Below are 22,297 nucleotides of genomic sequence, written 5' to 3' on the forward strand. Positions count from 1 at the left end.
GAAGTTCGGCATCGTCGACAGGTCGTTGCCGAAGGCCGCGGCCTCCGAGGTGAACCTGTCGCCGGTCAGCTGCATGCCGTCACCGGAGTCGCCGGCGAACCGGATGACCACCCGGTCCAGCTTGCTGATCTCGGTATGGCGGGTAGCGGACAACGAGCCGTTGCCGTTCGTGTTACCGCTCGTATTAGTGGTCACTATCGTGCCTCCGAAATCGCCTGCGGTGCCGGGGCCTCCACCTCGGCGCGGCCGATCCCGGGTTTGGGCAGCGCCAACATGCTGACGACGCCGAGGATCGCGAGACCGACCACGACCAGGCTCAGCGCGGTCGTCCCAGCCGTCGCGTAGGAGAGATACACCGCCAGGGGCGGTATCGCGGCCGCGCCGATCACGTTCCCGGTCTCGCGGCTGAGCGCGAGGCCGCTGTAGCGGTACCTGGCCGGAAGCCGCTCACTGAGCAAAGTGCCGACGGGCGCGTATACGGCGCCCACCGCGAGACCGTTGCACACGAACAGTCCGAGCCACAGTCCGATCGGCCAGTCCGGACGGATCAGCCCGAAGAACGGGAACGCCATCGCACCCGCGAGGAGGAACCCCGCGATGATGACCGTCCGTCGTCCCACCACGTCTGACATCCAGCCGAAGATCGGCACACATAAGCCCTGGGCGATGTACCCGACCAACAGGCCCGCGAACGTGGCCGTTCGTGAGAGCCCCACGGTGTTCGATGCGTACGACACAGCGAAGGTGATGTAGAAATACCCGAGGCCGGCGACGCCGACCATGCAGAAGAGGATCGCGGCGAGCACCCGCCACTGGTTGCTGAGCGCATCGCGCAGCGGGGTCCGCGACATCGCCCCCGATTGCTCGACGTTCTTGAAGGCCGGCGTTTCCGGGAGCCGAAAGCGGACGTACAGCGCGTACCCGGCGAGCACACCGCCGACCAGGAAAGGCACTCGCCATCCCCAGGTGAGGAACTGATCCCCGCTCACGCTCGCCGACATCACAAGAAGCAGGATGCTGCCGAGCGCACCACCCAAGTTGACGCCCAGGCCGGGAAGCGAGCCGTAAAACCCACGTCGTTTTTCGGGCGCAAATTCGAACGCGACGATCACCGCGCCGCCATATTCACCCGCGGCGCCGATCCCCTGAGCGACCCGCAACACGATCAACACGACCGGTGCGGCGGCGCCGATCGTCGCGTAGCTCGGAACCAGACCGACCAGGAAGGTTGCGATTCCCATGATCATCAACGTGAGAGTCAGGATTCTGCGACGGCCGACACGGTCCCCCAGACTGCCCAGGTAGTAGGCCGCAATCGGCCGTACCAGAAAGGCAATGGAGAACGTGCCGACGGCCTGCAGGCTCGCAAAAAGGGGCGACGAGTCCGGGAAGAAGACCTTCGGGAACACTGTCGCCGCTGCACCCGCATACAGCGTGAAGTCGTAGTACTCGAGCAGCGTGCCGACAGTCGCTGCCCGGGCGGCCCTGCCTCCCACCCGACCGCCGGCCGGACTCGGAAGGTGCTCCATTGCGGTATCCTCGGACAACTCGTCCACACTCCTTTGTACTGGACGGGACCGGCGACTCTGCGTTCTCAAGAATTGCGCACTCAAGAAGTGAAGAAACGGAACCGGTTGGGTTGGCAACCTGTCCGCCTCCACTCGTCGCTGTTCTCCAGCGCGATGCCGACACCATTGACACGCTGTCGCCTTCGAGGCCAACCTCCGCCTCGTGGGGCCACTTCGCCCTCCGAGCCCGCATAATCTAACACTGCTCGATTATGCGGGCAAGTCCCTCCCAGTCGCCCGCTCATTCTTGACCAGCCCGGCCAGAAGTCTCGGCCTCTACCGCCGGCCGTAGTCAGGTTCCAGCCGCGCATTGGCGCTGCGGCGTCAACCTGTGGACGCGGTGGCCGACAGTTCAGCGACCAGGCTCAGACCCGGCGGTCAGTAGCTCGCCTCCGTCGATCGGAACCGTTACGCCAGTCAAGTAGCCAGCCTGATCAGAGACGAGGAACGCCACGAGATCAGCGATTTCCCGGCTGGTGCCGATGCGCTGCTGCGGGTTCAGCGGCAGCTCGCGCTTCTCCGCCCACGCAAGGATCGGCGCCACCAGGTCCGTGTCGATCTTCCCGGGTGCCACACCGACGACCCGCACGCCGTCACGCGCCCATTCCAGGGCCAGCACCCGGGTGAGCATGACCAGTCCAGCCTTGCCGACGTTGTAGGCCACCAGGCCGCGGGACGGATAGTAGGCGGCCGTACTGGCCACGTTTACCACGACACCGCCCCGGTCGTCCATCAGCTCCTTGGCCCGGCAGGCCAGCCACCAAGGGGCCGCCAGGTTAAGCCCGAGCGACGCGTCCCAGCCGTCCCAGCCGACCTTCTCGGCGCGAACGGCAGGTGGCAGCGCTCCCGCGTTGTTGACGAGAACATCCAGGCCTCCGAACTCATCGGCGACCCGGTCGACGACGGCCCGCAATGCCGAGCGATCGGTTATGTCAGCGGGCACCGCCAACGCCCGCACGCCCGTTTCGCCGAGCTCCTTGGCCAGCGACTCGATCGCGTCCGCCCCGCGGGCGACAAGGACGACGTCGGCGCCCTGCCCCGCAAGCTTGCGAGCGATGGCCGCGCCGATACCGCGACTGGCGCCGGTCACCAGGGCACGGCGCCCACTCAGCGGGCGATCTTGCTTGTCAGTCATCGCATACTCCTTCGGTCCACAGAGCGGCCGTCGATCCCGTCCGCCGGTGATCCGGGGGCACGGACGTCTCCATAATCAAACAACGAATGGTAACGTGTCCACCGAGACCCCTGAACGATGGGAATTTGGGATGCCCCCTCAAATCGCGCGTGTCAAGTACCGTCGCACGCCGTATCTCGTGGTGTCGCGAGAGAAGTCCGTACGCAAGGACGTCTACGGCAGCATCGACGACAACATCGTGCGCCAGGCGCAGCTCTTGCGCGGGGAACGCCCGTCGGACACGGTGATTCTGGCGATGCACCCGATCGGGTCCCCTTCCTACCTTCCGCTGTTCCCGGAACTGGCCCGCACCGGGCTACACGTGATCGGCAGCGCCAACCGGTACGCGGTGGGCGACGCCGCACTGCAGATGGAGAACGTGCTGCTCGACATCGGGGCATGCGTCCGCGACGCGAAGGAGCGGCTGGGCTACGAGAAGGTTGTCCTTGCCGGATGGAGCGGTGGCGGGTCTCCGATGATGGGATACCAGGCCGAGAGCGAGAAGCCCACCATCGTCCGCACCGCGGCGGGCGAGCCGACACTCCTGGCCGACACAGAGCTTCCGGTCGCGGACGGCGTGATGATGCTGGCAGCGCCGCGAAGTCGCCACCGCCTGCTTACCGAGTTCCTTGATGCGTCGGTCACCGACGAGGTCGATCCCGATCGAGGGAGGGACTCCGAGTTCAACCTGTATGACCCGGCAAACTCCCACAAACCGCCCTACTCCCCCGACTACCTGGCCGCCTACCGGTCTCGCCAGCGCGCGCGCAGCCTGCGGATCACCCGTTTCGCCCAGGAGAAGCTCGAGGCGTTCCGGGCTGAAGGCCGCCCCGATGCCGAGCACTCGTTCGTTGTGCACGGCACAATGGCCGATCCTCGATGGCTCGATCCCACAATCGAACCCAACGGACGACGACCCGGATGGAGCTACCTGGGTGACCCTGAGGTGGCCAATACCAGCCCGGGGGCGCTGATGCGGTTCACCACGGCCCGTAGCTGGCTTTCACAATGGAGCCTGGATACGGCGCAGGTCGATGCCGGCGACGCCGCCACCCGTGTCACGAAGCCGGTACTCGTCCTGGCCAACGGATGTGACGACGCCGTGCCGACCAGCCACCCGCGTGCAGTCTTCGACGCAATTCCGCACGGGGACAAGGAACTCGTCGAGCTCCCGGGTGCCAATCATTACTTCAGCGGCACGGACCAGCGGTCACATCTCGCCGATGCCGCCGACATCGTGCACGACTGGCTCCATCGGCATGGTTTCGCGGAAAGCTGAGGCGGGAGCTCGATCTTGATCGAATCGGCAGGCTTCGCGCCCGGAGTGCCCGGCCTGAAAGGCGGGCGATCCTCGAGTCCGGGACACCCTCGTCAGTCCCGGCTTCGGCCGCTTCCGGCGTGACCACGTCGCCGGTTACCTCAAGCGCGATCGCCGAAGGTGCCGAGCGTTGCCTCTCACCGTCCGTTGGGAGCAAGCTCGTCAGCGGATCTCGATGAGCCCGCTGCTCAGCACTTTCCGGCCACCGGCGTCGCGAGTCTCGAAGTTGTAGCAGTCCGTTGGATGCGTGGCCCGGATGTCGGTGACCAGGTCGACGCCTGGATAGGCGGGACCTGCGAACCTCGCCGAGACGCGACGCAAACTCCGCTGGTCGCCTACACCTGACGCCCGGGTGACCGAGCCCGCGACAATCCCGAGCGTGCAGAGCCCGTGCAGGATGACACCGGCAAACCCGGCTTGCCTCGCGGCCTCGTCGTCCACGTGGACTGCGTTGTTGTCTCCGGAGGCAGCGGCATAGAGGTGGGTCTGGTCGGGCAGCACGGACGACACCACCCGGTTGAACCCGGCATCGGAATCGTTCGCCGCCGCGTTGACCTTTCCAATGGTTGTTCGCTCGCCGAGGTCCGCGGTCGTCGTAGCTCCGCGCACGATCGCCGTCGCCCACTGTTCGGACGAGAGGTGTCCCTCGGTCGTGGTCACGATGATCTGGACACTCACGACCGTCCCAGCGCGTGAGCCGTGAAGACCGGTGACCCGCGCTCGGGCGGAGATGGGAACGCCAGCCACGATCGGTTCATGGAAAAGGATTTCATGGGCGCCGTGGACGATGGTGCCCCGCAGGTGCTCAGGCGTGACGCTGTCCACTGCTTCGAAGAGCGGTCCGTAGATCGGGACTATTCCGAACATCGGCGTCACCGACGTGCCGTCCAACAGTTCCGTCGTGTCGTCGTTGATGGCTCCGGCGAAGGCCCTGGCTGATGCAGGGTCGGGCACAACACTGCGGCCGCCGATCCACTCACCGACAGAAGCGCGGAGGAACTGCACCTGCGGCATATCCATACGATTATCTAACATCGTTTGGTGAATGCACGCAAGTCCCTCTGGTATGCGACATTGCGGCGCGAGGGCGAGAACCCGGCGAGCACAGGCGGCCCCCGCTCGGAGCGAGTGCGTCCCACCCGGACACCCGCACCACCGCTTCCCTTGCACAGCAACACAGTGCGCACACGGAGTGGAGCGGGCCGTTACTCCTGTGGCTGCCACAGGACACCTGCTCGTGAAGGAGTATTCGGTGACCAGCACCATCGCCTGGGCCGAGCATCCCGGCCGGTGATCCCCACGCTCCACCGCCGCTGGGTCGCGGAACGCTCCTTTGCCTGGCTGACCAAATTCCGCCGCCTCATACGCGACTACGAGCTCCTCCCGGCCGCCCTGAGTGCCGCGCTGGTGCTTCTCATCGTGGTCACCGGGATCTCCGCCTGGCAAGCTCGGCGAAGAGTGCCAGTTTCGGGATGATCAGCAGCGGGCACATCGACGTCGCGGTGCTCGGAGCCATGCAGGTCACCGCCACCGGCGACCTCGCCCACTGGATGATCCCCGGCAAGATGGTCAAAGGCATGGGCGGCGCGATGGACCTCGTGTGCGGCGCGGGCAAGGTCATCGTGATGATGGAGCACGTGAACCGCGACGGCGAGCACAAGATCCTCCGCGAATGCACCCTGCCGTTGACCGGCGTCGCCTGCGTCGACCGCATCATCACCGACCTCGCCGTGATCGACGTGACCCCGGACGGACTGGTCCTCGTCGAGTGCGCGCCCGGCGTAACCGAGGAAACCCTCGCGCTCCGCGACCGATGCCCCTCTCGGGTAACCCGACGCGCGCTCCGCCGCCCCCGGTGACTCGGTGCCCTCCTGGGACTTCGAGCGCCTGCGGCATGCACTGATCGTTGGAACGGCGGCCGATTTCCGCGACTTTTGGCCTTGATCAAAGGATACGGGAAATTCATGGGGGCGTAACGCGACGCCCCTAGCGTACCGATCAGCAAGATCATCCAGCGCAGGCGCCCGACATCCAGCGGTTGACGATGACAAGAGGATCGGTGAACGTGAGCACATTGAGCAGGCGTGGCTTCATGGGTGCGGTAGGCGCGATCGGCGCACTGGGCATCGTGGGCGGGACGGGCTCCCCCGCCTTCGCGCAGGGTTCGGCCGGTACGCCCGGACCGCGGCACGGGGAAGACAGCTTCGAACTCGAGGAAGCGACGGTCGCCGACATCACGGCGGCGTTCGAGTCGGGCGCGCTGACGTGCGTAAAGCTCACCCAGCTCTATCTCGCACGGATCGCCGCCTACGAAGATGCCGGCATCCGACTGAACTCGATCACGACGATCAACCCGGACGCGCTCCGTATCGCGGCGGAGCTCGACCGGGAGCGGCGGCGGAGCGGGCCGCGGAGCCCGCTGCACGGCATTCCCGTACTGCTGAAGGACAACGTCGACACCTTCGACATGCCGACGAGCAACGGCTCGGTCATCCTCAAGGACTCGATCCCGCCCAACGACGCGTTCATCACCGAGGCGCTGCGCCGCAAGGGCGCGCTCATCCTCGGCAAGGCGTCGATGGGTGAATTCGCGGGCGGCAGCTACAACACGATCGACGGGCAGGTCACCAACCCCTACCACCTCAAGCGCGACACGGGCGGATCGAGCGCGGGCCCGGGTGCCGCGCTGGCCGCCAACTTCGCCGTGCTGGCGATCGGCACTGACACCAGCACCTCCGTCCGCGGTCCGTCGTCCTACAACGGCATCGTGGGTCTGCGGCCGACCACCGGGCTCATCAGCCGTGACGGCATCGCGCCGAAGAATCTCCTCTTCGACACCGCGGGCCCGATGGCGCGCACGGTGACCGACACGGCGTTGATGCTCAACGCGGTCGCCGGGGAGGACCCTGCCGACCCGCTCAGTGTCGTGACCTACAAGAACTTCCCCGCATCCCTGAGGAAGAAGGCGGCTCAGGGCCGGCTCGACTACACCAAGTACCTCAAGAAAGACTCGCTCAAGGGCGTCCGGCTCGGGGCCGTGCGCGACTTCTTCGGTGGCGACCCGGAGATCGACGCGCTCGCGGAAAAGGCGCTCGACATCATGCGGGCGCGCGGTGCCGTGATCATCGACATCACCGTCGATCCCGCGTTCTTGGACTTCTACGTCAGCAACGGCGGCTCGAACATCAGGACGATCGCCGACTACCGGTTCAAAGCCGACTGGGAACAGTACCTGGCGACACTCGGCCCTGAAGTCCCGAAGAGCGTGCAGGAGTTCGTCCATATCTACGAGACCGAAGTCAACAAGTCGCCACTGCCGGTGGAGAACAGCGTCCTCAACCTGTTGAAGCGCTCGCTGAGCACATCAGCCGACATGCCCGCGTACAAGAACCTGATCGAGAAGGTCCTCCCGGAGGCGACCCGGCTGAAGCTCGCGATGTTCGACAAGCACCACCTCAACGCGATGGTCTTTCCTTACCAGAGCAGCTTCGCGGCCCCGATCAGCAACCCGGTGTTCAGCATCCCCGACCCCACGTTCGTGCCCTCGACGCGCCCGCAGCCGTCGATCTTCGCCGGCTACAGCTCGGTCGGATTCCCCGGGATCGTCGTGCCGATGGGCGTCGGCTCGCAGGGACTGCCGATGACGATCTCGTTCATGGGCAAGCCCTACAGCGATGGCCAGCTACTCGGATACGCGTACGACTACGAACAGGCGTCGCGGCTGCGAGCGCCGTCCCAGATCGTGCCGCCGTTGCCGGGCGAAACGCTGGTAGCGCCCACCTCGTAACGAATGCGGCTTGTCTTGCACACGCGGTGAGCACCTCGAGTCCGGAATGGACGATCCAGCCGCAAGCGCGCAACGCGGTGTCCACCCGGGCCGCGGTGCGGATTTCGGCGGGAGTCAGGGCCGGAGCAGTGTCACAGCGAAGGCGGTATGGCCGTATGCGGTGTCGACGGCGACGGCTGAAGGGCGTGATCGTGTGTGCATCTACCTGGTGAAGACGATGCCGCCGTCGACGGCGATGGTCTGACCCGTCATGAAGCGTGATCCGTCGCCCAGCAGGAAAACGTTGAGGTCCGCGGCCACCGCTGGTGCTGCGAGCTTGCCACCGAGGAGGACTTTGGAAGCCCAGAATGCCTCGATATGGGCACGTTGCTCGGCGTTCATCTCGCTGAGGGTTTGCTCCAGCAGCGGTGATAGCACACCAGGGAGTACGGAGTTGACGCGAATGGCGTACTGGCCCCAGTCTCGGGCGACTCCCCTGCTGAAGCCGAGCACGGCGCCCTTGGCGGCGCTGTACATCGGCATTCCGGGGTAGCCTTCGATACCGGCGACAGAGGAATAGTTGACGATCGAGCCACCGGTGTTCTACATCGTGCGGAAGGCAGCCTGATTAGTGAAGATCGTGCCCTTGACGTGAACTCGCATTCCTTTGTCAATATCGTCGTCGGTGAGGTCCCCGACGGGAATCTGCTGTTCATCACCGGCGATCATGGCCAGACCGTCCAGCCCACCCATCGTTGTCACCGCCTCGTCGAAGACCGCGTCCACGGATGCACGGTCGATGATGTCGGCATGGCGGTAGGTGACCTTTCCGGGGCCTTGGGCGTTGGCGGTGGCGGCTACCTTTTCGCCGAGGTCGTCGAGGATGTCCAGCGAAAACACCTGTGCGCCTTTCACGGACGGCTGCGAGCACGGTTGCTTCGCCCGTGCCACGCGCGCCACTTGGAAAATGCGGTGGACGGATTCGGTGGCGTCAACGGTTTGGGCCCCACCCCTGGATGGGTGAACCTTGGTTGCGCTCGGCGTGAGTTGTCAGGCTCTCAGTCATCGGCAGCCAGTGAGGTGAGGATGAGTGAGAGGTCGCCGAGCGCCTCCGCTCGGCTCAGGTCGCTGTCACTGATGTCGGGACACGCAAGAAGATCGGCGCGGTACTCGTCTGCGGCCGCGATGAGACTGCCGGCGAGCCGGCGTTGCTGCGCGCGCTCGACGGAGTCGAGCTCCAGGTTGGAGTAGATCTCGGCAATGAAGAGCACCTGGTGGTCCGCCTTGTCGGCGAGTCGTTCCCTAGCCCGGAAAAACAGCTCCCTGATGGTCTGCGCGCGCAAGCTCTGCGGCTCGTGGCCAGGGATCGACACCATCACCATGTCAGGAGCCTATCCTGATCATGGTTACCTGGTTGTCCGTCGCAGACGCGCTGGAGCCTTCCGGGCCGCCCAAGCGCATTGAGCCGACAGCGGCCAGCAACCGAAAATGGTCCCGTTCAGCGAGCGTCGTGATTGGTTTTGCAGTTGTCGTACATCGCCCGCACAGCAACGGCATGGCCGACGGTGTCGTAGGGCCGCAACGTGATCTCCACGTCGTGCACAGCCACTTGCCAGTGGCGTCGCCGTCACGGACCAGAGGAGGTCACGACCGCCGCGCGAGTCGCTCTCGCTGAGGGACCACGACGTATTTGGGGTCCTTGGCCGACTCCACCCCGGCGCCGTAGACACCGAAGCGCGTGCACAGCCCCGCACCGAGATAAGCCGCACCGGCCAGCACACCAGCGGCACGGTGCCGGCGAGCGCCCAGCGACAAGGCAGCCCCGGCCACGGTGAACGCTCGGGCCGCCTTGAGCAATACGCCCGCCCGTCCCGTGCGATAGGGCTCGGACACGATTCCCAGCTTCGACTCCAGATGCCGGGTGGCGAGGAGCTCCGCCGTGGCCCCGGTGAGACCGGCGCGGACGACCGGGCCGGTCTCCGCGCACGGGATCAGCAGGAGTGCGGCTCCCGCACCACTGGTCAATGCGCTGCCCGCGAACAGGATCGGCAGGCCACGGCGTCCTTCGTGCCAGGACGGCGTGGCGGTGTCGGCCAGCAGGACCGCGGTATAGGTGCACATCGCCGGGCCGAGCAGCCCGGCGACGTTCCCCGCGAGCGTGCCGACCTTGGGCAGAATCCCGGTGATCTCCGATCCCGCCGCCACCGCGGCGAGGCCGGAGAACGGCGTGAGGATCCAGGAGCCCACCGACAACGGCGACGTCGGTTTCAGCACCCGCAGCATGTGCAGGAACCGCGACGGCTTCCCGAGGTCGTGCACCAGCGCGACGACGCTGGCGAGCGACCCGGCCGACGCGACCAGCTTCCCCACCCGGGCCAGCTCCGGCCGGCCGGTCAGCCCGGCGAGCGCGGCCATGGACGCCGACGCCCCAGCCGTACCGCCGAGGAACAGGTACAGCGGCACATCCGGCTGTTTCCAGGCGGGTTCCTTGAGGATCGGCCTGCCGTAGTAGGACCGGAACTCGGCGGGTTCGACCATCGCCCGCTCGCGGCGCGAGCTCATCGGCGCCTGCCCAGGAAAGACACGGCGAGGGTGGCCGCGACCCCGAGTGCGGCAGCGGCGGCGCGCTTCCACATCTCCGGCAGATCCCGGGTCGTCACCACCGGATCCGGGGGCAGCCCGTAGACCTCGGGTTCGTCGAGCAGCAGGAAGAACGCGCCATCACCGCCGACACCGTCCGCGGGATCGTGCCCGTAGAGCCGCGCCTCCGCCACCCCGTCGTCGTGCAACGTCGCGACCCGTGCGGCGGCGCGCTCACGCAACTCGTCGAGCTCACCGAACTGGATGGAATCGGTCGGGCACGCCTTCGCACACGCGGGTTCGAGCCCGGCACCCAGCCTGTCGTAGCACAGGGTGCACTTGAACGCGCGGCCGTCGCTCTCCCGCTTCTCGATCACCCCGTACGGGCAGGCCGGAACGCAGTAGCCACAACCATTGCAGATGTCCTGCTGCACCACGACGGTGTCGAACTCCGTACGGAACAAGGCACCGGTCGGGCACACGTCGAGACAGGCCGCGTGCGTGCAGTGCTTGCAGACGTCGCTCGACATCAACCACCGCACCCCTTCGGCAGCCTGTCCCGGCGCACCGACCGACGGCATCCCGAGGTCAACGGAGTCCACAGTGGACACCGTGTCCACAGAGGACACCGGCTGCTCGATGAAGGCGACATGCCGCCACGTGTTCGCGCCCAGATCGCCGGTGTTGTCGTAGGACGTCCCCAGCAGGTCCAGCCCAGCCGCCTCGGGCACGTCGTTCCACTCCTTGCAGGCGACCTCGCAGGCCTTGCACCCGATGCACACCGACGTATCGGTGAAGAACCCCATCCGCGGCTGCGCCCCGGTATACCCGGATTCACTCATCGGCGGTTCTCCTGTCCTCGGCACGCTTTCGGTACTCCGCCACGAAATCGAGCAGAGCGGGCCCGCGCGGGCGGCGCCCAGGCCGGATATCGCAGGTGGCGGCCTTCGATTCCTGGATGTGCACGTTCGGGTCCAGCACCACCGACAGTAAGTCGTTCGCCGCGTCCCCGCGCGAAAGCCCGTTCGGCCCCCAGTGGTACGGCAAGCCGACCTGATGGATGGTGCGGCCCCGCACCTTCAGCGGTTTGATCCGTTCGGTGACCAGTACCCGCGCCTCGATCGCGGTCCGCGCGGACACGATGGTCGCCCAGCCGAGATGTTCCAGCCCGCGCTCGGCGGCCAGCTCCGGCGAGACCTCACAGAAGAACTCCGGCTGGAGCTCCGACAGATACGGCAGCGTGCGGCTCATCCCGCCCGCGGTGTGGTGCTCGGTGAGCCGGTAGGTCGTGAACACGTACGGATACACCGAGCTGCGCGCCGGGTTGTACGGGTTGGACGGGCTGTCGAGCGTCTGCCGGGTCGGCGATTCCTGCTGGCTGTAGAGCGCGTTGCCGACCGGGCTCTCGAACGGCTCGTAGTGCGTCGGCAGTGGCCCGTCGACCAGGCCGGCAGGCACGTACAGCCAGGCTTTGCCGTCGGTCTGCATGATGAACGCGTCCGTGCCCGCGAGCGCGTCCTGCGCCTTGGCGCCGTCGGGTGGCACGTAGTCCGGTGGCTTGGTCGGCTCGAAGTCCGGGACGTCCGGGCCGGTCCACTTGCCCTGCGACGCGTCCCACGTCAGCAGTTTCTTCCTGTCACTCCAAGGGTTTCCGTCCGGGTCCGCCGAGGCGCGGTTGTAGAGGATCCGCCGGTTCGCCGGCCACGCCCAAGCCCAGCCGCTCGCCACCCAGTCCTGTTCGGACCCGGGTTTCCGGTCCGCCGCGTGGTTGTGCCCGCCCGCGCGGACACCGCAGTAGATCCAGCAGCCGCAGGAGGTCGAGCCGTCGTCCTTGAGCTCGGTATACGCCGAGAGCGGGCCGTGCGGGCCATGTCCGTTGATCTCCGCGAGCACGGAGTCCGCGCTCGGCTCGGCATACTCCCCGCTCGTCGGATAGCTCCAGGTGAGGTCGCGGATAGGCGCGTCGGCAGGCTCGGTGCCGGTGCTGAGACGCTCGCGGATCATCCGGCCGAGGTGGTAGTAGAACCAGAGATCACTACGGGCGTCGCCGGGTGGCTCGACGGCCTTGTGGTGCCACTGCAGCAGCCGTTGGGTGTTGGTGAAGCTGCCGTCCTTCTCGGTGTGCGCGGCGGCGGGCAGGAAGAAGACCTCGGTGCCGATCTCGTCGCAGGACAGTTCGCCGGTCTCGATCTCGGGCCCGTCCTTCCAGAAGGTCGCGCTCTCGATCATCTGCAGGTCACGGACGACGAGCCAGTCGAGGTTGGCCAGGCCGAGACGCTGGAACTTGCCGTTCGCCGAGCCCACGGCCGGGTTCTCCCCGACGAGGAAGTAGCCCTTGCAGTCCCCGGTGATCTGGTTCTGCACCGTCGCGTACGTGCCGTGGTCGCCGGTGAGCCGAGGCAGGTAGTCGAACCGGAAGTCGTTGTCCGGTCGGGCGCTGTCGCCCCAGTAAGACTTGAGCAGGCTGACGGTGTACGACCGCATGTTGCCCCAGAAACCGGTCGCACCGGCGTCGGCCGCGACGAACTCGTCGAGGTCCTGGTGCTGGTGCGCGTGCGGCATCGGGATGTAGCCGGGCAGCAGGTTGAACAGCGTCGGGATGTCGGTGGAGCCCTGGATGCTGGCGTGCCCGCGCAGCGCGAGAATGCCGCCACCGGGACGCCCGATGTTGCCCAGCAGCGTCTGCAGGATGGAGGCGGTGCGGATGTACTGCGAGCCGACCGTGTGGTGGGTCCACCCGACCGAGTACACCCACGCCGTGGTCCGCTCGCGCCCCGAGTTCTCGGTGACCGCCCGCGCGATCTCCAGGAACTGCTCGACCGGCACTCCGCAGATGTCGGCGACGACCTCAGGGGTATAGCGCGCGAAATGCCGCTTGAGCACCTGGTAGACGCACCGCCGGTGCCGCAGTGTCTCGTCGGTCTTGGGCTTGCCGCCGACCGCGGCGCCGCCGCTGCCGTAGGTGTCCGCGCGAGCTGTGCGCTGGTGCTTCTCCCCGCCGTGGTGGCGTTCGCCTCCCGAGGGCGGCTCGCCCGGCCGCTCCGGATCGGTGCTGCCCGCAGCGGGTACCGTCTCGGCGCCCTCGTACTCCCAGCTCGACATGTCGTACTGTCGCTTCTCCGCGTCGAAGCCGGAGAACAAGCCGTCCAGGTCCTCGGTGTCGGCGAAGTCGTCGCGCAGGATCGCGGACGCGTTGGTGTAGGCGAGCACGTATTCCCGGAAGTCCTTCTCCTGCTCCAGCACGTAGTGGATCAGGCCGCCGAGGAACGCGATGTCCGTCCCTGCCCGCAGGGCCGCGTGGACGTGCGAGACCGCGCTGGTACGGGTGAACCGCGGGTCCACGTGGATGATCTTCGCGCCGCGTGCCTTCGCCTCCATCACCCACTGGAACCCGACCGGGTGACATTCGGCCATGTTGGAGCCCTGGATGACGATGCAGTCAGCGTTGGCGAGGTCCTGCTGGAACGTCGTGGCGCCCCCACGGCCGAAGGAGGTCCCCAGACCGGGAACCGTGGCGGAGTGTCAAATACGAGCCTGGTTCTCGATCTGTATCGCGCCCAGCGCGGTATACAGCTTCTTCATCAGGTAGTTCTCTTCGTTGTCCAGCGTCGCGCCGCCGAGGCTCGCGAAGCCGAGCGTGCGGTTGAGCCGCCGGCCCTGCTCGTCGACGTCCTGCCAGGTCTCGCGCCGGGTCTTGAGCACCCGGTCGGCGATCATCTCCATCGCCGTGTCGAGCGGCAAGCTCTCCCAGTCCTTGCCGTAGGGGCGGCGGTAGAGGACTTCGGTGACACGGCTCGGGCTGGTCACGAGTTGTTTGCTCGCCGAGCCCTTGGGGCACAGGCGCCCGCGCGAGATGGGCGAATCCGGGTCACCCTCGATCTGGGTGACCGCGCCGTCCTTGACGTACACCTTCTGCCCGCAGCCGACCGCGCAGTACGGGCAGATGGACCGGACGACCTTGTCGGCGTCCTCGGTGCGCGCGTGCCAGGCCCGCGATCCGTCCGATTTGGCCGCGGAGGCACGGGCGAGCCGGTCGGGACCGGTCAGCTGCCGGTACACCGGCCAGCCTTCGATCCACTGCCGCATGCCCACGACGTCACGGTAGTTCGCTGTCGCCCGGTTCGCAGGTCGAGAGACCGGGGTTTCGCTGGTGTGGCGGGCAGAACCGACGTTTCACCCGGATCAGCGGCCCAGCCGTCTGCGGCCGTCGCCGAGCGGGGTGGTGACGCCTGCCGCGTCGAGTCGTTCCAGCAGCGGGATCATCACCCGGCGAGTGCTGTCGAGCGCGCGTCTGGCCTCCGAGACGGTGAACGGTTGCGCGATGGCTTCCAATGCCGTGGCCGCGTGCCGTTCGGCGTCCGGGCCGAGCAGGACGCCGTCGGCGATCGCGGTCAGCCTGCCCAGCCGCACCGCAGCGGCCAGCTCTTTGCGGCCCAGACCGAGTTCGCGCAGGGCATCGGCTTCAGGAGCCTGGAACGGCGAGTCCGCCAACCGGCCTTCCACAATTCGGACAGCCCGGTCAACGGCGGGAGCCAGGCCCGCACCCGGTCGGCGGACGAGCCCGTCGACGAGGTCTAGACCGGTGCCACTGAGCAGGGGCGCGACGAGTTCCCGTGCCGGCAGGCCGAGGTGCTGCCTGAGCGTCTCCACCGGCATGCCCGCCGCGACCGGGTGATCACGGGTCCAGTCCGCGACGCGTCCCGGCAGTTCCTCGCGAAGACCCACGAGGTGCCCGGGGTCGGCGAGCCAGCTCCCCAGCCGTTCCCCGGCCGCGGGGAGCCCCATCGCCCGGAACTCGGCGCCCGGCACGAAACCGTTGCGGCGCAAGAAGTCCCGGGCCAGGTCCGGCTCGACGAGGGCCTCGGCGCGAGCCCGCGCGGCGCCCCGCCGGGACAGCGACGGCGGCCGTACGTCGAGAACGTCGAACCCGGCGGGGATCCGGTGCTCGCCCGGATCGCGGAGCACGCCGCGGTCGCCGACCCGGACCGGTAGCGGGCTCGCCCACGTGAACCGGGCGGTGTCCGGCCCCAACGTCCGGATCCGCACCGGCACGGCGGCGGCGCCGAGGTGCACCACCAGTTCGCGGTGCAGTTCGGCGGCGGGCGCTCCGCGCAGCCGGACGTCGATTTCGGTCGTGCCGAGCCAGGCGCCCGGGGTCAGCAGGACGTCGCCGCGGCCCACGGACTCGCGTGGCGTCCCGCGCAGGTTCACCGCCACCCTGGCCACGGCCTGAACGCGGTCGCGCGACTCCCCCAGTGCCTGCAGGCCGCGAACCTTCACTCGATCGGGGCCCAGCATCAGCTCGTCGCCGACGCTGATCGTCCCGGCGCCGAGGGTGCCGGTGACCACCGTCCCGGCGCCCTTCACGGTGAACGCCCGATCGACCCACAACCGGACGTCCGCGTCGACGTCGGGCGCGGGAAGCCGGGCGACGAGCTCGGTGATCGCCACCCGCAGCCGGTCGAGCCCCGCACCGGTGGTACCGCTGACGCCGACCGCCGGGACGTCGGCGAGAGACGTGCCGGCGATCTCCCGCAGGGCTTGGGCGGTGGCGGGAGCCGGGTCGGCCAGGTCGGTCTTGGTGACCACGAGCAGTCCGTACCGGACCCCGAAGGCGTCCAGCGCGGCGAGGTGTTCGGCGGACTGTGGCATCCAGCCCTCACCGGCGGCGACGACGAACACCACCGCGGGCGCCGGCCCCGCCCCGGCCAGCATGTTCGGCACGAACCGCTCGTGACCGGGCACGTCGACGAACGCGATCTCCTCGCCGGCGATCCGGGTCCAGGCGAAGCCGAGGTCGATGGTGAGCCCGCGCCGCCGTTCCTCGGCCCAGCGGTCGGGTTCCATCCCGGTGAGGCGGCGCACCAGCGTCGACTTGCCGTGATCGACATGCCCCGCGGTGGCGATCACCCGCATCGGCGGACGGCCTCCAGCAGCCGCGCGTCCTCGCCCGGCCGGACGGTCCGCAGGTCGAGCAGGCATCGGTTCTGCTCGACACGCCCGACGACTGCGGGCTCGCCCCGGCGCAGCGCTTCGGCGTACCGCGCCGGGAGGCTGAGCGCGACGCTGGGCAGTTCGACCCCCGGCGCTCCCCCGCCTCCCACCGCGGCCGCCGAGTCGACCACCGTCGCGGTGACCCCGGCCGCCACCAAGGCCGCACGGAGCGACTCGGCTCGTATGCGAAGCTCCGAGACTGCCGTGCCGAGTGCTTCGGACACCGGCGGTCGCGGTCCCCGAAGCGTCGCTTCGAGCGCGGCGAGCGTCAGCTTGTCGACCCGGAGTGCCCGCGCGGCCGGGTGCCGTCGCAGCCGTTCGATCGTCGCCGCGTCACCAAGGAGCAGCCCGGCCTGCGGACCACCGAGCAGCTTGTCACCGCTCGCGGTCACCACGCTCGCCCCGTCACGCAGGACGCTCGCCGCATCGGGCTCGTCGGGCAGCAATGGATGCGGGGCGAGCAGCCCGGACCCGATGTCGACGACGAGCGGCACACCGAGCCCCGCGAGTTCCGGGACCGCGGCCTCGGCGGTGAACCCGGTGACGCGGTAATTCGACGGATGCACCTTCAGCACGAACCCGGTGTCCGGACCGATCAACGCCGCGTAGTCGGCCGCACTGGTCCGGTTGGTGGTCCCGACCTCACGCAACCGGGCGCCGGTCGAGGCCAGCAGTTCGGGGATGCGGAAGCCGTCACCGATCTCGACCAGTTCCCCGCGGCTGACCACGATCTCCTTGCCCGGCGCGAGGGCCAGCGCGCACAGCAGCAGCGCGGCCGCGTTGTTGTTGACCACGTGCACCGCCCCGGCCGCCGGTACGGCGTCGGCCAAGGCGGCCAGCGCGCCCCGGCCGCGGCGAGCCCGGCTCCCCGTGACGAGATCGAACTCGACGTCGGTGGTGCCTCCCGCCGCGACGACGGCGTCGACCGCGGCCGCCGACAACGGCGCGCGGCCCAGGTTGGTGTGCACGACGACCCCGGTCGCGTTCACCACCGGCCGCGATGACGCCGCCGACCGCGGAATCCGCGCCAAAACCTCGTCGACGACGTCCGCCGGGGCTATTTCGCCCGCTCGCGCCCGGCCCTGCGCGGCCACGACGACGGACTTGACGAGGTCACGGCCGAGCACGGCGGACGCTTTCGCGATCCGCGGTTCGGCGAGCACCGAGTCGGTGCGAGGGATGGATCTACGTGAATCGGTCATTGACGGTCCAGGTGGCGGAGGCGGACGGGAATCGAACCCGCCAGCGACAGGGTCTGCCGCTCAACGGTTTTGAAGACCGTGCCGGTCACCAGGCCGGATACGCCTCCCTGAACCATGCCGACATCCTGCCAAGGTGGCGGGCGGCGCGCACCCTGAGCATGATGACCAGCATGAGCTACCGACTGACCCAGTACGCTCACGGCGGTGGATGCGCCTGCAAGATCCCGCCGGGCGAGCTCGAGCAAGTGGTCCGTGGGCTCACCGGCGTCACGCCCGCGAACCCGGTCGGCGAGCTCTTGGTGGGACTGGAAGACGGTGACGACGCCGCGGCCGTCCGCATCTCCGGCGACGTCGCGCTGATCGCGACCACGGACTTCTTCACCCCTGTCGTCGACGACGCCTACGACTGGGGCCGCATCGCCGCGGCCAACGCCCTGTCCGACGTCTACGCCATGGGCGGCACGCCGGTGGTCGCGGTCAACCTGCTGGGCTGGCCGAGGGAAACCCTCCCGTTCGAACTCGCCGCCGAAGTCCTGCGCGGCGGATTGGACATCTGCGGCAAAGCCGGCTGCCACCTCGCGGGCGGGCACAGCATCGACGACCCCGAACCCAAGTACGGACTCGCCGTCACCGGCATCGCCGACCCGGACCGCTTGCTACGCAACGATTCCGGACGCGCCGGAGTGCCGCTCACGCTCACCAAGCCGCTCGGCGTCGGCGTGCTCAACTCCCGGCACAAGGCCACCGGCGAACGCTTCGCCCAGGCGATCGACGCGATGACCACCCTCAACGTCGAGGCCTCCCGCGCCGCGCTCGCCGCCGGGGTCACCTGCGCCACCGATGTCACGGGCTTCGGCCTGCTCGGCCATCTCCACAAGCTCGCCAGGGCCAGCGGTGTGACCGCCCGGATCGACCCCTCCGCCGTGCCCTACCTCGACGGCGCGCGCGAAGCGCTGCGCGACGGTTACGTCAGCGGCGGCACCCGCCGCAACCTCGACTGGGTCCGCCCGCACGCCGACCTCACGCGCATCACCGAAGACGAAGCCCTGCTGCTCGCCGACGCCCAGACCTCCGGCGGCCTGCTCGTGGCCGGGGAACTGCCCGGTCACCCCGTCATCGGCGAACTCGTGCCTGATACCGGCCGTACGCTGATCGTTGGTTGATCCACTTTGCTCGTTGGTCAACCACCCTCGAGACCTGACAACGCCGGTTCACCTGGTCACAGGTCAGGTGTCAGGTAGCCGGGGCCGGGGCCGTTCACGGAAAGGGTGGCAGCGAGTTTTCCCGTCCGGGTGCACCATGTTCGCGCAACCACGATTCCGCATGAGCTGCGGTGCGAAGACGGTGATCCCGGTAACGAATTCCGCCGTGAAAGAATCTTGCGCCTAACGCCAGCCAACCGCGCAGTGCTCGTTCGGCCAGCCAAAGCGGTGCCCACCAGGCACTGTCCAGCGGATAGACCGCTGTGCCACCACGGCGACGGCCGACCTCGGCCGTCGCGACGACGATCAAGGCCGCGGCGGCGAGGGCACGTGTGCTCCGCCGAGCCACAGCGGTCACCGCTGAGGGCAGCAGCAACAGCTCGCCGCACAACCGCACTGGCTGGGCCAAACTGTCGTATGCCTGCCGCGTCCGTTGATTCCGGAACAGCTCGAGATTCTCGACCAACACGTCACCGTCGTAGCATCGGGCCGCTTCGAACGTGGTGCGCAGTGACACAGGCGCCGATCTGCTACAGGAGGCTTGCTAGGAAGATCCGGTGAACGTGTACCCGTTCATCGAGGCGGAGAACGCTGACAGCAGTGGCAATGTCCAGCGTGCGTGCATCCTGTTGAAGATCTCCCGAGCCGCCTGCTGCGCCCACCGCGGTGCCGTGCCTGCTTCCCACCGGGTGGTTCGGGCAGTGGATAAAGGGCGTCGTACAAACACGCCGATTTTCACCCAGGCCCTTGGTAGATGACGCCGTCGGCAGTCAGGTGGGCGATGTGATCGGATGGCAGCCCGAGCAGGTTGGTCAGGATCTTGCTGGTGTGTTCGCCCAGTGGTGGCGGGTAGCGGAGTTCCCCTCGTGGCTCGCCGCGGAATTTCACCGGATTCCCGAGCACCTCCACCCGGCGCCCGTCCGGATGGGTCATCTCCCGGACCATACCGCGATCGGACTCCCGGGCGTCCTGAATCGCCTCGGGCACGTTCTTGATCAGCGCCGCCGGCACACGCCGTTCACCGAGTCGCTCCACCCACGCCGCCGCGGGGGCGGCCGCGAACTCCTTTTCGAGCAGTTCCCACAGTTCCACGCGATTCGCAAGCCTGCCTGCGGGATCAACGAACCTGGGATCGTCGATCAGCTCGGGAAGACCGAGCGCATGGCAGAGTTCCTCGAACATCCGCTGGGTGCTGGCGGTAACGGCGAGTTCGCGGCCATCGGACCCGACGAACGTGCGGTAAGTGGGAATGGAGTCATGCCGGTTACCCTGCGCTGCCGGGGTGACGCCGCCCACCGTGTTATAGACGGCTTGATAGGACAACATCGCCAGTTGGCTGTCGAGCATCGCCACGTCCACCCAGCGGCCACTACCCGATCGCAACCGGTCCGCCCAGGCGGCGAGCAAGCCGATGACGGCATAGAGCCCGGCTACGAGATCCCCAACCGGAATACCCAGCCGCACCGGCCTGCCATCCGGTTCGCCGGTCAGGCTCATCGCACCGGACAGTGCCTGGACGATCAGGTCGTAGGCAGGACGGTCGCACCACGGCCCGTCCTGCCCGAAACCGCTGATCGACGCCCAGATCAAGGCGGGATGCCTTACCAGGAGTTCGGGTACGGCAAGACCCAATCTTTTGAGAACGCCGGGCCGATAGTTCTCGATGACGATGTCGACCTCACCTGCGAGCCGCTCGAGCAAGCGGCACCCTTCCGCAGTCTTCAGGTTGATAACAATGCTGCTCTTGTTGCGGTTGTTCGCGAGGTAGTAGGCGCTGTCCGGCCCGACGAAGTAGGGAGGCACGGTTCGCGTCATGTCTCCCTCTGGCGCCTCGACTTTGATGACATCCGCCCCGAGGTCACCGAGCAGCTGACTTGCCGACGGTCCCGAAAGGAAGGTAGTGAGGTCGAGGACGCGAACGCCCAGCAACGGTCCGCCACCGCTGACAACGGGAGTCGACGCAGTCATGTCCGGTACCCCTTCCCAAGAATTCCGAAGGCACGAGCGCCCCGGCCCACTCTCCCAGAATGACGCCGGGCCGAAGCTCCAATCGAGACAATTGTCTTGGCCGGACAAGTCAACTGACGCTGTCAGCCGCCACCGCCCGCGGGTTTGACTGCCTAGGAAGGCTAGTACCCAATACGATCACAAAGACGACACTCGCAGAAATCGAATCAACGGGAGCAGACGATCATGGCAGTCAATGACGACCTGGCCGAGATCAAACTTCGCCTGCAGCAACTCGAGGACCGCGAGGCGATCAGAGAGCTGATCTACTATAAGGCACGAGCGACCGACAGGGCCGATTCCGTTGCAGAGGGACGCGCATTCACGGCGATGCCGTACGCCGATCGGGATGGGCCCGCCGAGATCATCGGCGACGCGGAGCAGCGGGCGAACACCATTCGGAAGATGTTCGCGAGGACGCATCATCAAATCGGGAACATCATCATCGACCTTCGCGGTGACGAGGCTTTCACCGAGACGTATTGCACGGCTTTCCACCGGACGAACCCGACCGCGGAAAGCAACGAATTCGTGCTCGGCAAAGCCCACCTGGACACGCTGGGAGGTGATATCGAGCGAGCGTACGACATCGTCGCCGGCCTCCGTTACCTTGAGCATTTCCAGAAAACAGACGGGAAATGGAACATCACCTCGCGTCGGCTCGTGTTCGACTGGACCATTACCGGCGTGGCCAACAACCTGGTCGACAGCGGACTCTACACGAGCTCCAACCTCCGCGGCGAAAGAAAGCCGGACGACCCCTCGTACCGGGATTACGCCATCGGTTTCACAGACCTTCGGTGAACGACATTCGACAAACACGGCAGCGCACAGTCGTGGGATGACGAGCGGGAAGCGATGATCGCTTACGCGCGCCGGAAGACACTGACGAGGGGACGAAAGCGGGACACTGGGCCGGTCGGCCAACCGCCCCGCTTTCGTCCTGCCTGATACTCGATCTCAATTCCCGGCGAATTGGGTTCCTCCGAACAGCGGTGAACAAGGCCGGCAATCAGTGCCGGGCGCCGACGCGGACGACCCGGACGCGATCGGCCGATGGGTCAGGAGAGGCCGACAACGCGCCGGAGTTCCGCCGGATCCCAGTAGTACGGCCGGATGTCAACGATCTTGCCGTCCTCGATCCAGAAATGCTCGGAGACGGGCATCGTCCACTCCTTACCGTCCGGCGTCGTGCCATGAGCATCCACGATGCCGATCACCCGGTGCGGTCCGTCAGCGACGATCTCGTGAACCGTGACGCGGTTCGTGCCGCAAGTTTTGAAGACCAGCTCCGTAGCGTCTCTGGCGTCCTTGCCCACCCAACTCCCTGGGACCGGATGGCCTGGGCTTTGCGTGAGCCGGTAGTCCTCCGCGTAGAACGGGGCGATCACTTCGAGTTCACCGGCATTGGCCAAGGTGTAAACCTTCCGGATCATCTCACGATTCTGCTCAGCGATCCCGTTAATATCAGTCATTTGACTTCCTC

General features: G+C 67.3%; 17 protein-coding genes, 1 tRNA gene and 2 pseudogenes. 5 read left to right on the forward strand and 15 right to left on the reverse strand.

Going from position 1 to position 22,297, the window contains the following annotated elements; genetic code table 11:
• The 3 genes and pseudogenes from VGP60_RS12910 to VGP60_RS12920 form a co-directional block, all read right to left on the reverse strand.
• Positions 1-195 (reverse strand): annotated as a pseudogene (locus tag VGP60_RS12910) (2-oxoglutarate ferredoxin oxidoreductase subunit alpha); the annotation flags it as partial.
• Positions 195-1,556: an MFS transporter gene (locus VGP60_RS12915; RefSeq protein WP_327548202.1), complete on the reverse strand. Its 1,362-nt coding sequence runs from the start codon at positions 1,554-1,556 to the stop codon at positions 195-197. The pseudogene VGP60_RS12910 and the gene VGP60_RS12915, both read right to left, overlap by 1 nt.
• A gap of 364 nt (positions 1,557-1,920) precedes the next feature.
• Positions 1,921-2,703 carry an SDR family NAD(P)-dependent oxidoreductase gene (locus VGP60_RS12920; RefSeq protein ID WP_327548203.1) on the reverse strand — a complete coding sequence of 261 codons (783 nt, stop codon included), beginning with the start codon at positions 2,701-2,703 and terminating at the stop codon, positions 1,921-1,923.
• A 94-nt stretch (positions 2,704-2,797) separates the two neighbouring features.
• Here VGP60_RS12920 and VGP60_RS12925 point away from each other — a divergent pair, with 94 nt between their 5' ends.
• On the forward strand, positions 2,798-4,021 hold the full coding sequence (locus tag VGP60_RS12925; protein ID WP_327548204.1) for a hypothetical protein: 1,224 nt from the start codon (positions 2,798-2,800) through the stop codon (positions 4,019-4,021).
• A gap of 201 nt (positions 4,022-4,222) precedes the next feature.
• Here the strand turns inward: VGP60_RS12925 and VGP60_RS12930 are convergent, their stop codons facing one another.
• Positions 4,223-5,074: a MaoC/PaaZ C-terminal domain-containing protein gene (locus VGP60_RS12930; RefSeq protein WP_327548205.1), complete on the reverse strand. Its 852-nt coding sequence runs from the start codon at positions 5,072-5,074 to the stop codon at positions 4,223-4,225.
• Positions 5,075-5,532: 458 nt separating this feature from the next.
• Here VGP60_RS12930 and VGP60_RS12935 point away from each other — a divergent pair, with 458 nt between their 5' ends.
• Together VGP60_RS12935 and VGP60_RS12940 are read left to right on the forward strand one after the other, a co-directional pair.
• On the forward strand, positions 5,533-5,919 hold the full coding sequence (locus VGP60_RS12935) for a CoA-transferase (protein ID WP_327548206.1): 387 nt from the start codon (positions 5,533-5,535) through the stop codon (positions 5,917-5,919).
• Positions 5,920-6,125: 206 nt separating this feature from the next.
• Positions 6,126-7,847: an amidase family protein gene (locus tag VGP60_RS12940; RefSeq protein ID WP_327548207.1), complete on the forward strand. Its 1,722-nt coding sequence runs from the start codon at positions 6,126-6,128 to the stop codon at positions 7,845-7,847.
• Between the two features lie 201 nt (positions 7,848-8,048).
• Here the strand turns inward: VGP60_RS12940 and VGP60_RS12945 are convergent.
• The 8 genes and pseudogenes from VGP60_RS12945 to VGP60_RS12980 form a co-directional block, all read right to left on the reverse strand.
• Positions 8,049-8,786, reverse strand: a pseudogene (locus VGP60_RS12945) (SDR family NAD(P)-dependent oxidoreductase).
• A gap of 98 nt (positions 8,787-8,884) precedes the next feature.
• Entirely contained in the window at positions 8,885-9,208 is a 324-nt protein-coding gene (locus VGP60_RS12950) for a hypothetical protein (protein ID WP_327548208.1), read from the reverse strand.
• 262 nt (positions 9,209-9,470) lie between these two features.
• Complete coding sequence (gene nrfD, locus VGP60_RS12955; RefSeq protein ID WP_327548209.1) at positions 9,471-10,388, reverse strand: NrfD/PsrC family molybdoenzyme membrane anchor subunit; 918 nt, start codon at positions 10,386-10,388, stop codon at positions 9,471-9,473.
• Positions 10,385-11,248: a 4Fe-4S dicluster domain-containing protein gene (locus VGP60_RS12960; protein WP_327548210.1), complete on the reverse strand. Its 864-nt coding sequence runs from the start codon at positions 11,246-11,248 to the stop codon at positions 10,385-10,387. Before VGP60_RS12960 ends, nrfD begins: the two co-directional genes overlap by 4 nt.
• Positions 11,241-14,498 carry a formate dehydrogenase gene (fdh, locus tag VGP60_RS12965; RefSeq protein WP_327548211.1) on the reverse strand — a complete coding sequence of 1,086 codons (3,258 nt, stop codon included), beginning with the start codon at positions 14,496-14,498 and terminating at the stop codon, positions 11,241-11,243. Before fdh ends, VGP60_RS12960 begins: the two co-directional genes overlap by 8 nt.
• Positions 14,499-14,588: 90 nt before the next feature.
• Positions 14,589-16,322, reverse strand: a complete 1,734-nt coding sequence (selB, locus tag VGP60_RS12970; protein WP_327548281.1) for a selenocysteine-specific translation elongation factor — start codon at positions 16,320-16,322, stop codon at positions 14,589-14,591.
• Positions 16,313-17,602: an L-seryl-tRNA(Sec) selenium transferase gene (gene selA / locus VGP60_RS12975; RefSeq protein ID WP_327548212.1), complete on the reverse strand. Its 1,290-nt coding sequence runs from the start codon at positions 17,600-17,602 to the stop codon at positions 16,313-16,315. The genes selB and selA overlap by 10 nt, the downstream gene beginning before the upstream one ends.
• Positions 17,603-17,614: 12 nt before the next feature.
• Positions 17,615-17,709: transfer RNA gene (locus tag VGP60_RS12980), tRNA-Sec, on the reverse strand.
• Positions 17,710-17,760: 51 nt separating this feature from the next.
• On the opposite strand from VGP60_RS12980, the gene selD reads away from it, so the two are divergent.
• Positions 17,761-18,765, forward strand: a complete 1,005-nt coding sequence (selD, locus tag VGP60_RS12985) for a selenide, water dikinase SelD (RefSeq protein ID WP_414640340.1) — start codon at positions 17,761-17,763, stop codon at positions 18,763-18,765.
• Between the two features lie 94 nt (positions 18,766-18,859).
• On the opposite strand, the gene VGP60_RS12990 is transcribed toward selD, so the two are convergent.
• A complete protein-coding gene (locus VGP60_RS12990) occupies positions 18,860-19,321 on the reverse strand; it encodes a hypothetical protein (RefSeq protein ID WP_327548214.1) in 462 nt (153 codons plus the stop codon).
• 218 nt (positions 19,322-19,539) lie between these two features.
• Positions 19,540-20,772, reverse strand: a complete 1,233-nt coding sequence (locus tag VGP60_RS12995; RefSeq protein WP_327548215.1) for a CoA transferase — start codon at positions 20,770-20,772, stop codon at positions 19,540-19,542.
• 225 nt (positions 20,773-20,997) lie between these two features.
• Between VGP60_RS12995 and VGP60_RS13000 the strand changes: the two genes are divergently transcribed.
• Positions 20,998-21,615, forward strand: a complete 618-nt coding sequence (locus VGP60_RS13000; RefSeq protein ID WP_327548216.1) for a nuclear transport factor 2 family protein — start codon at positions 20,998-21,000, stop codon at positions 21,613-21,615.
• Between the two features lie 257 nt (positions 21,616-21,872).
• Here VGP60_RS13000 and VGP60_RS13005 read toward each other — a convergent pair whose 3' ends face one another.
• Positions 21,873-22,286: a nuclear transport factor 2 family protein gene (locus tag VGP60_RS13005; RefSeq protein ID WP_327548217.1), complete on the reverse strand. Its 414-nt coding sequence runs from the start codon at positions 22,284-22,286 to the stop codon at positions 21,873-21,875.
• Positions 22,287-22,297: the final 11 nt, after the last annotated feature.

The organism is Amycolatopsis sp. (genome assembly GCF_036008905.1).
Taxonomy (GTDB): domain Bacteria; phylum Actinomycetota; class Actinomycetes; order Mycobacteriales; family Pseudonocardiaceae; genus Amycolatopsis.

What these genes read in the sequence shown, in the direction of transcription:
- VGP60_RS12920 (WP_327548203.1), bottom strand. Translation starts at nt 2,703, where the DNA reads ATGACTGACAAGCAAGATCGCCCGCTGAGTGGGCGCCGTGCCCTGGTG.
- VGP60_RS12930 (WP_327548205.1), bottom strand. Translation starts at nt 5,074, where the DNA reads ATGCCGCAGGTGCAGTTCCTCCGCGCTTCTGTCGGTGAGTGGATCGGC.
- VGP60_RS12935 (WP_327548206.1), top strand. Translation starts at nt 5,533, where the DNA reads ATGATCAGCAGCGGGCACATCGACGTCGCGGTGCTCGGAGCCATGCAG.
- VGP60_RS12950 (WP_327548208.1), bottom strand. Translation starts at nt 9,208, where the DNA reads ATGGTGATGGTGTCGATCCCTGGCCACGAGCCGCAGAGCTTGCGCGCG.
- nrfD (WP_327548209.1), bottom strand. Translation starts at nt 10,388, where the DNA reads ATGAGCTCGCGCCGCGAGCGGGCGATGGTCGAACCCGCCGAGTTCCGG.
- VGP60_RS12960 (WP_327548210.1), bottom strand. Translation starts at nt 11,248, where the DNA reads ATGAGTGAATCCGGGTATACCGGGGCGCAGCCGCGGATGGGGTTCTTC.
- selB (WP_327548281.1), bottom strand. Translation starts at nt 16,322, where the DNA reads ATGCGGGTGATCGCCACCGCGGGGCATGTCGATCACGGCAAGTCGACG.
- selA (WP_327548212.1), bottom strand. Translation starts at nt 17,602, where the DNA reads ATGACCGATTCACGTAGATCCATCCCTCGCACCGACTCGGTGCTCGCC.
- selD (WP_414640340.1), top strand. Translation starts at nt 17,761, where the DNA reads ATGATGACCAGCATGAGCTACCGACTGACCCAGTACGCTCACGGCGGT.
- VGP60_RS12995 (WP_327548215.1), bottom strand. Translation starts at nt 20,772, where the DNA reads ATGACTGCGTCGACTCCCGTTGTCAGCGGTGGCGGACCGTTGCTGGGC.
- VGP60_RS13000 (WP_327548216.1), top strand. Translation starts at nt 20,998, where the DNA reads ATGGCAGTCAATGACGACCTGGCCGAGATCAAACTTCGCCTGCAGCAA.
- VGP60_RS13005 (WP_327548217.1), bottom strand. Translation starts at nt 22,286, where the DNA reads ATGACTGATATTAACGGGATCGCTGAGCAGAATCGTGAGATGATCCGG.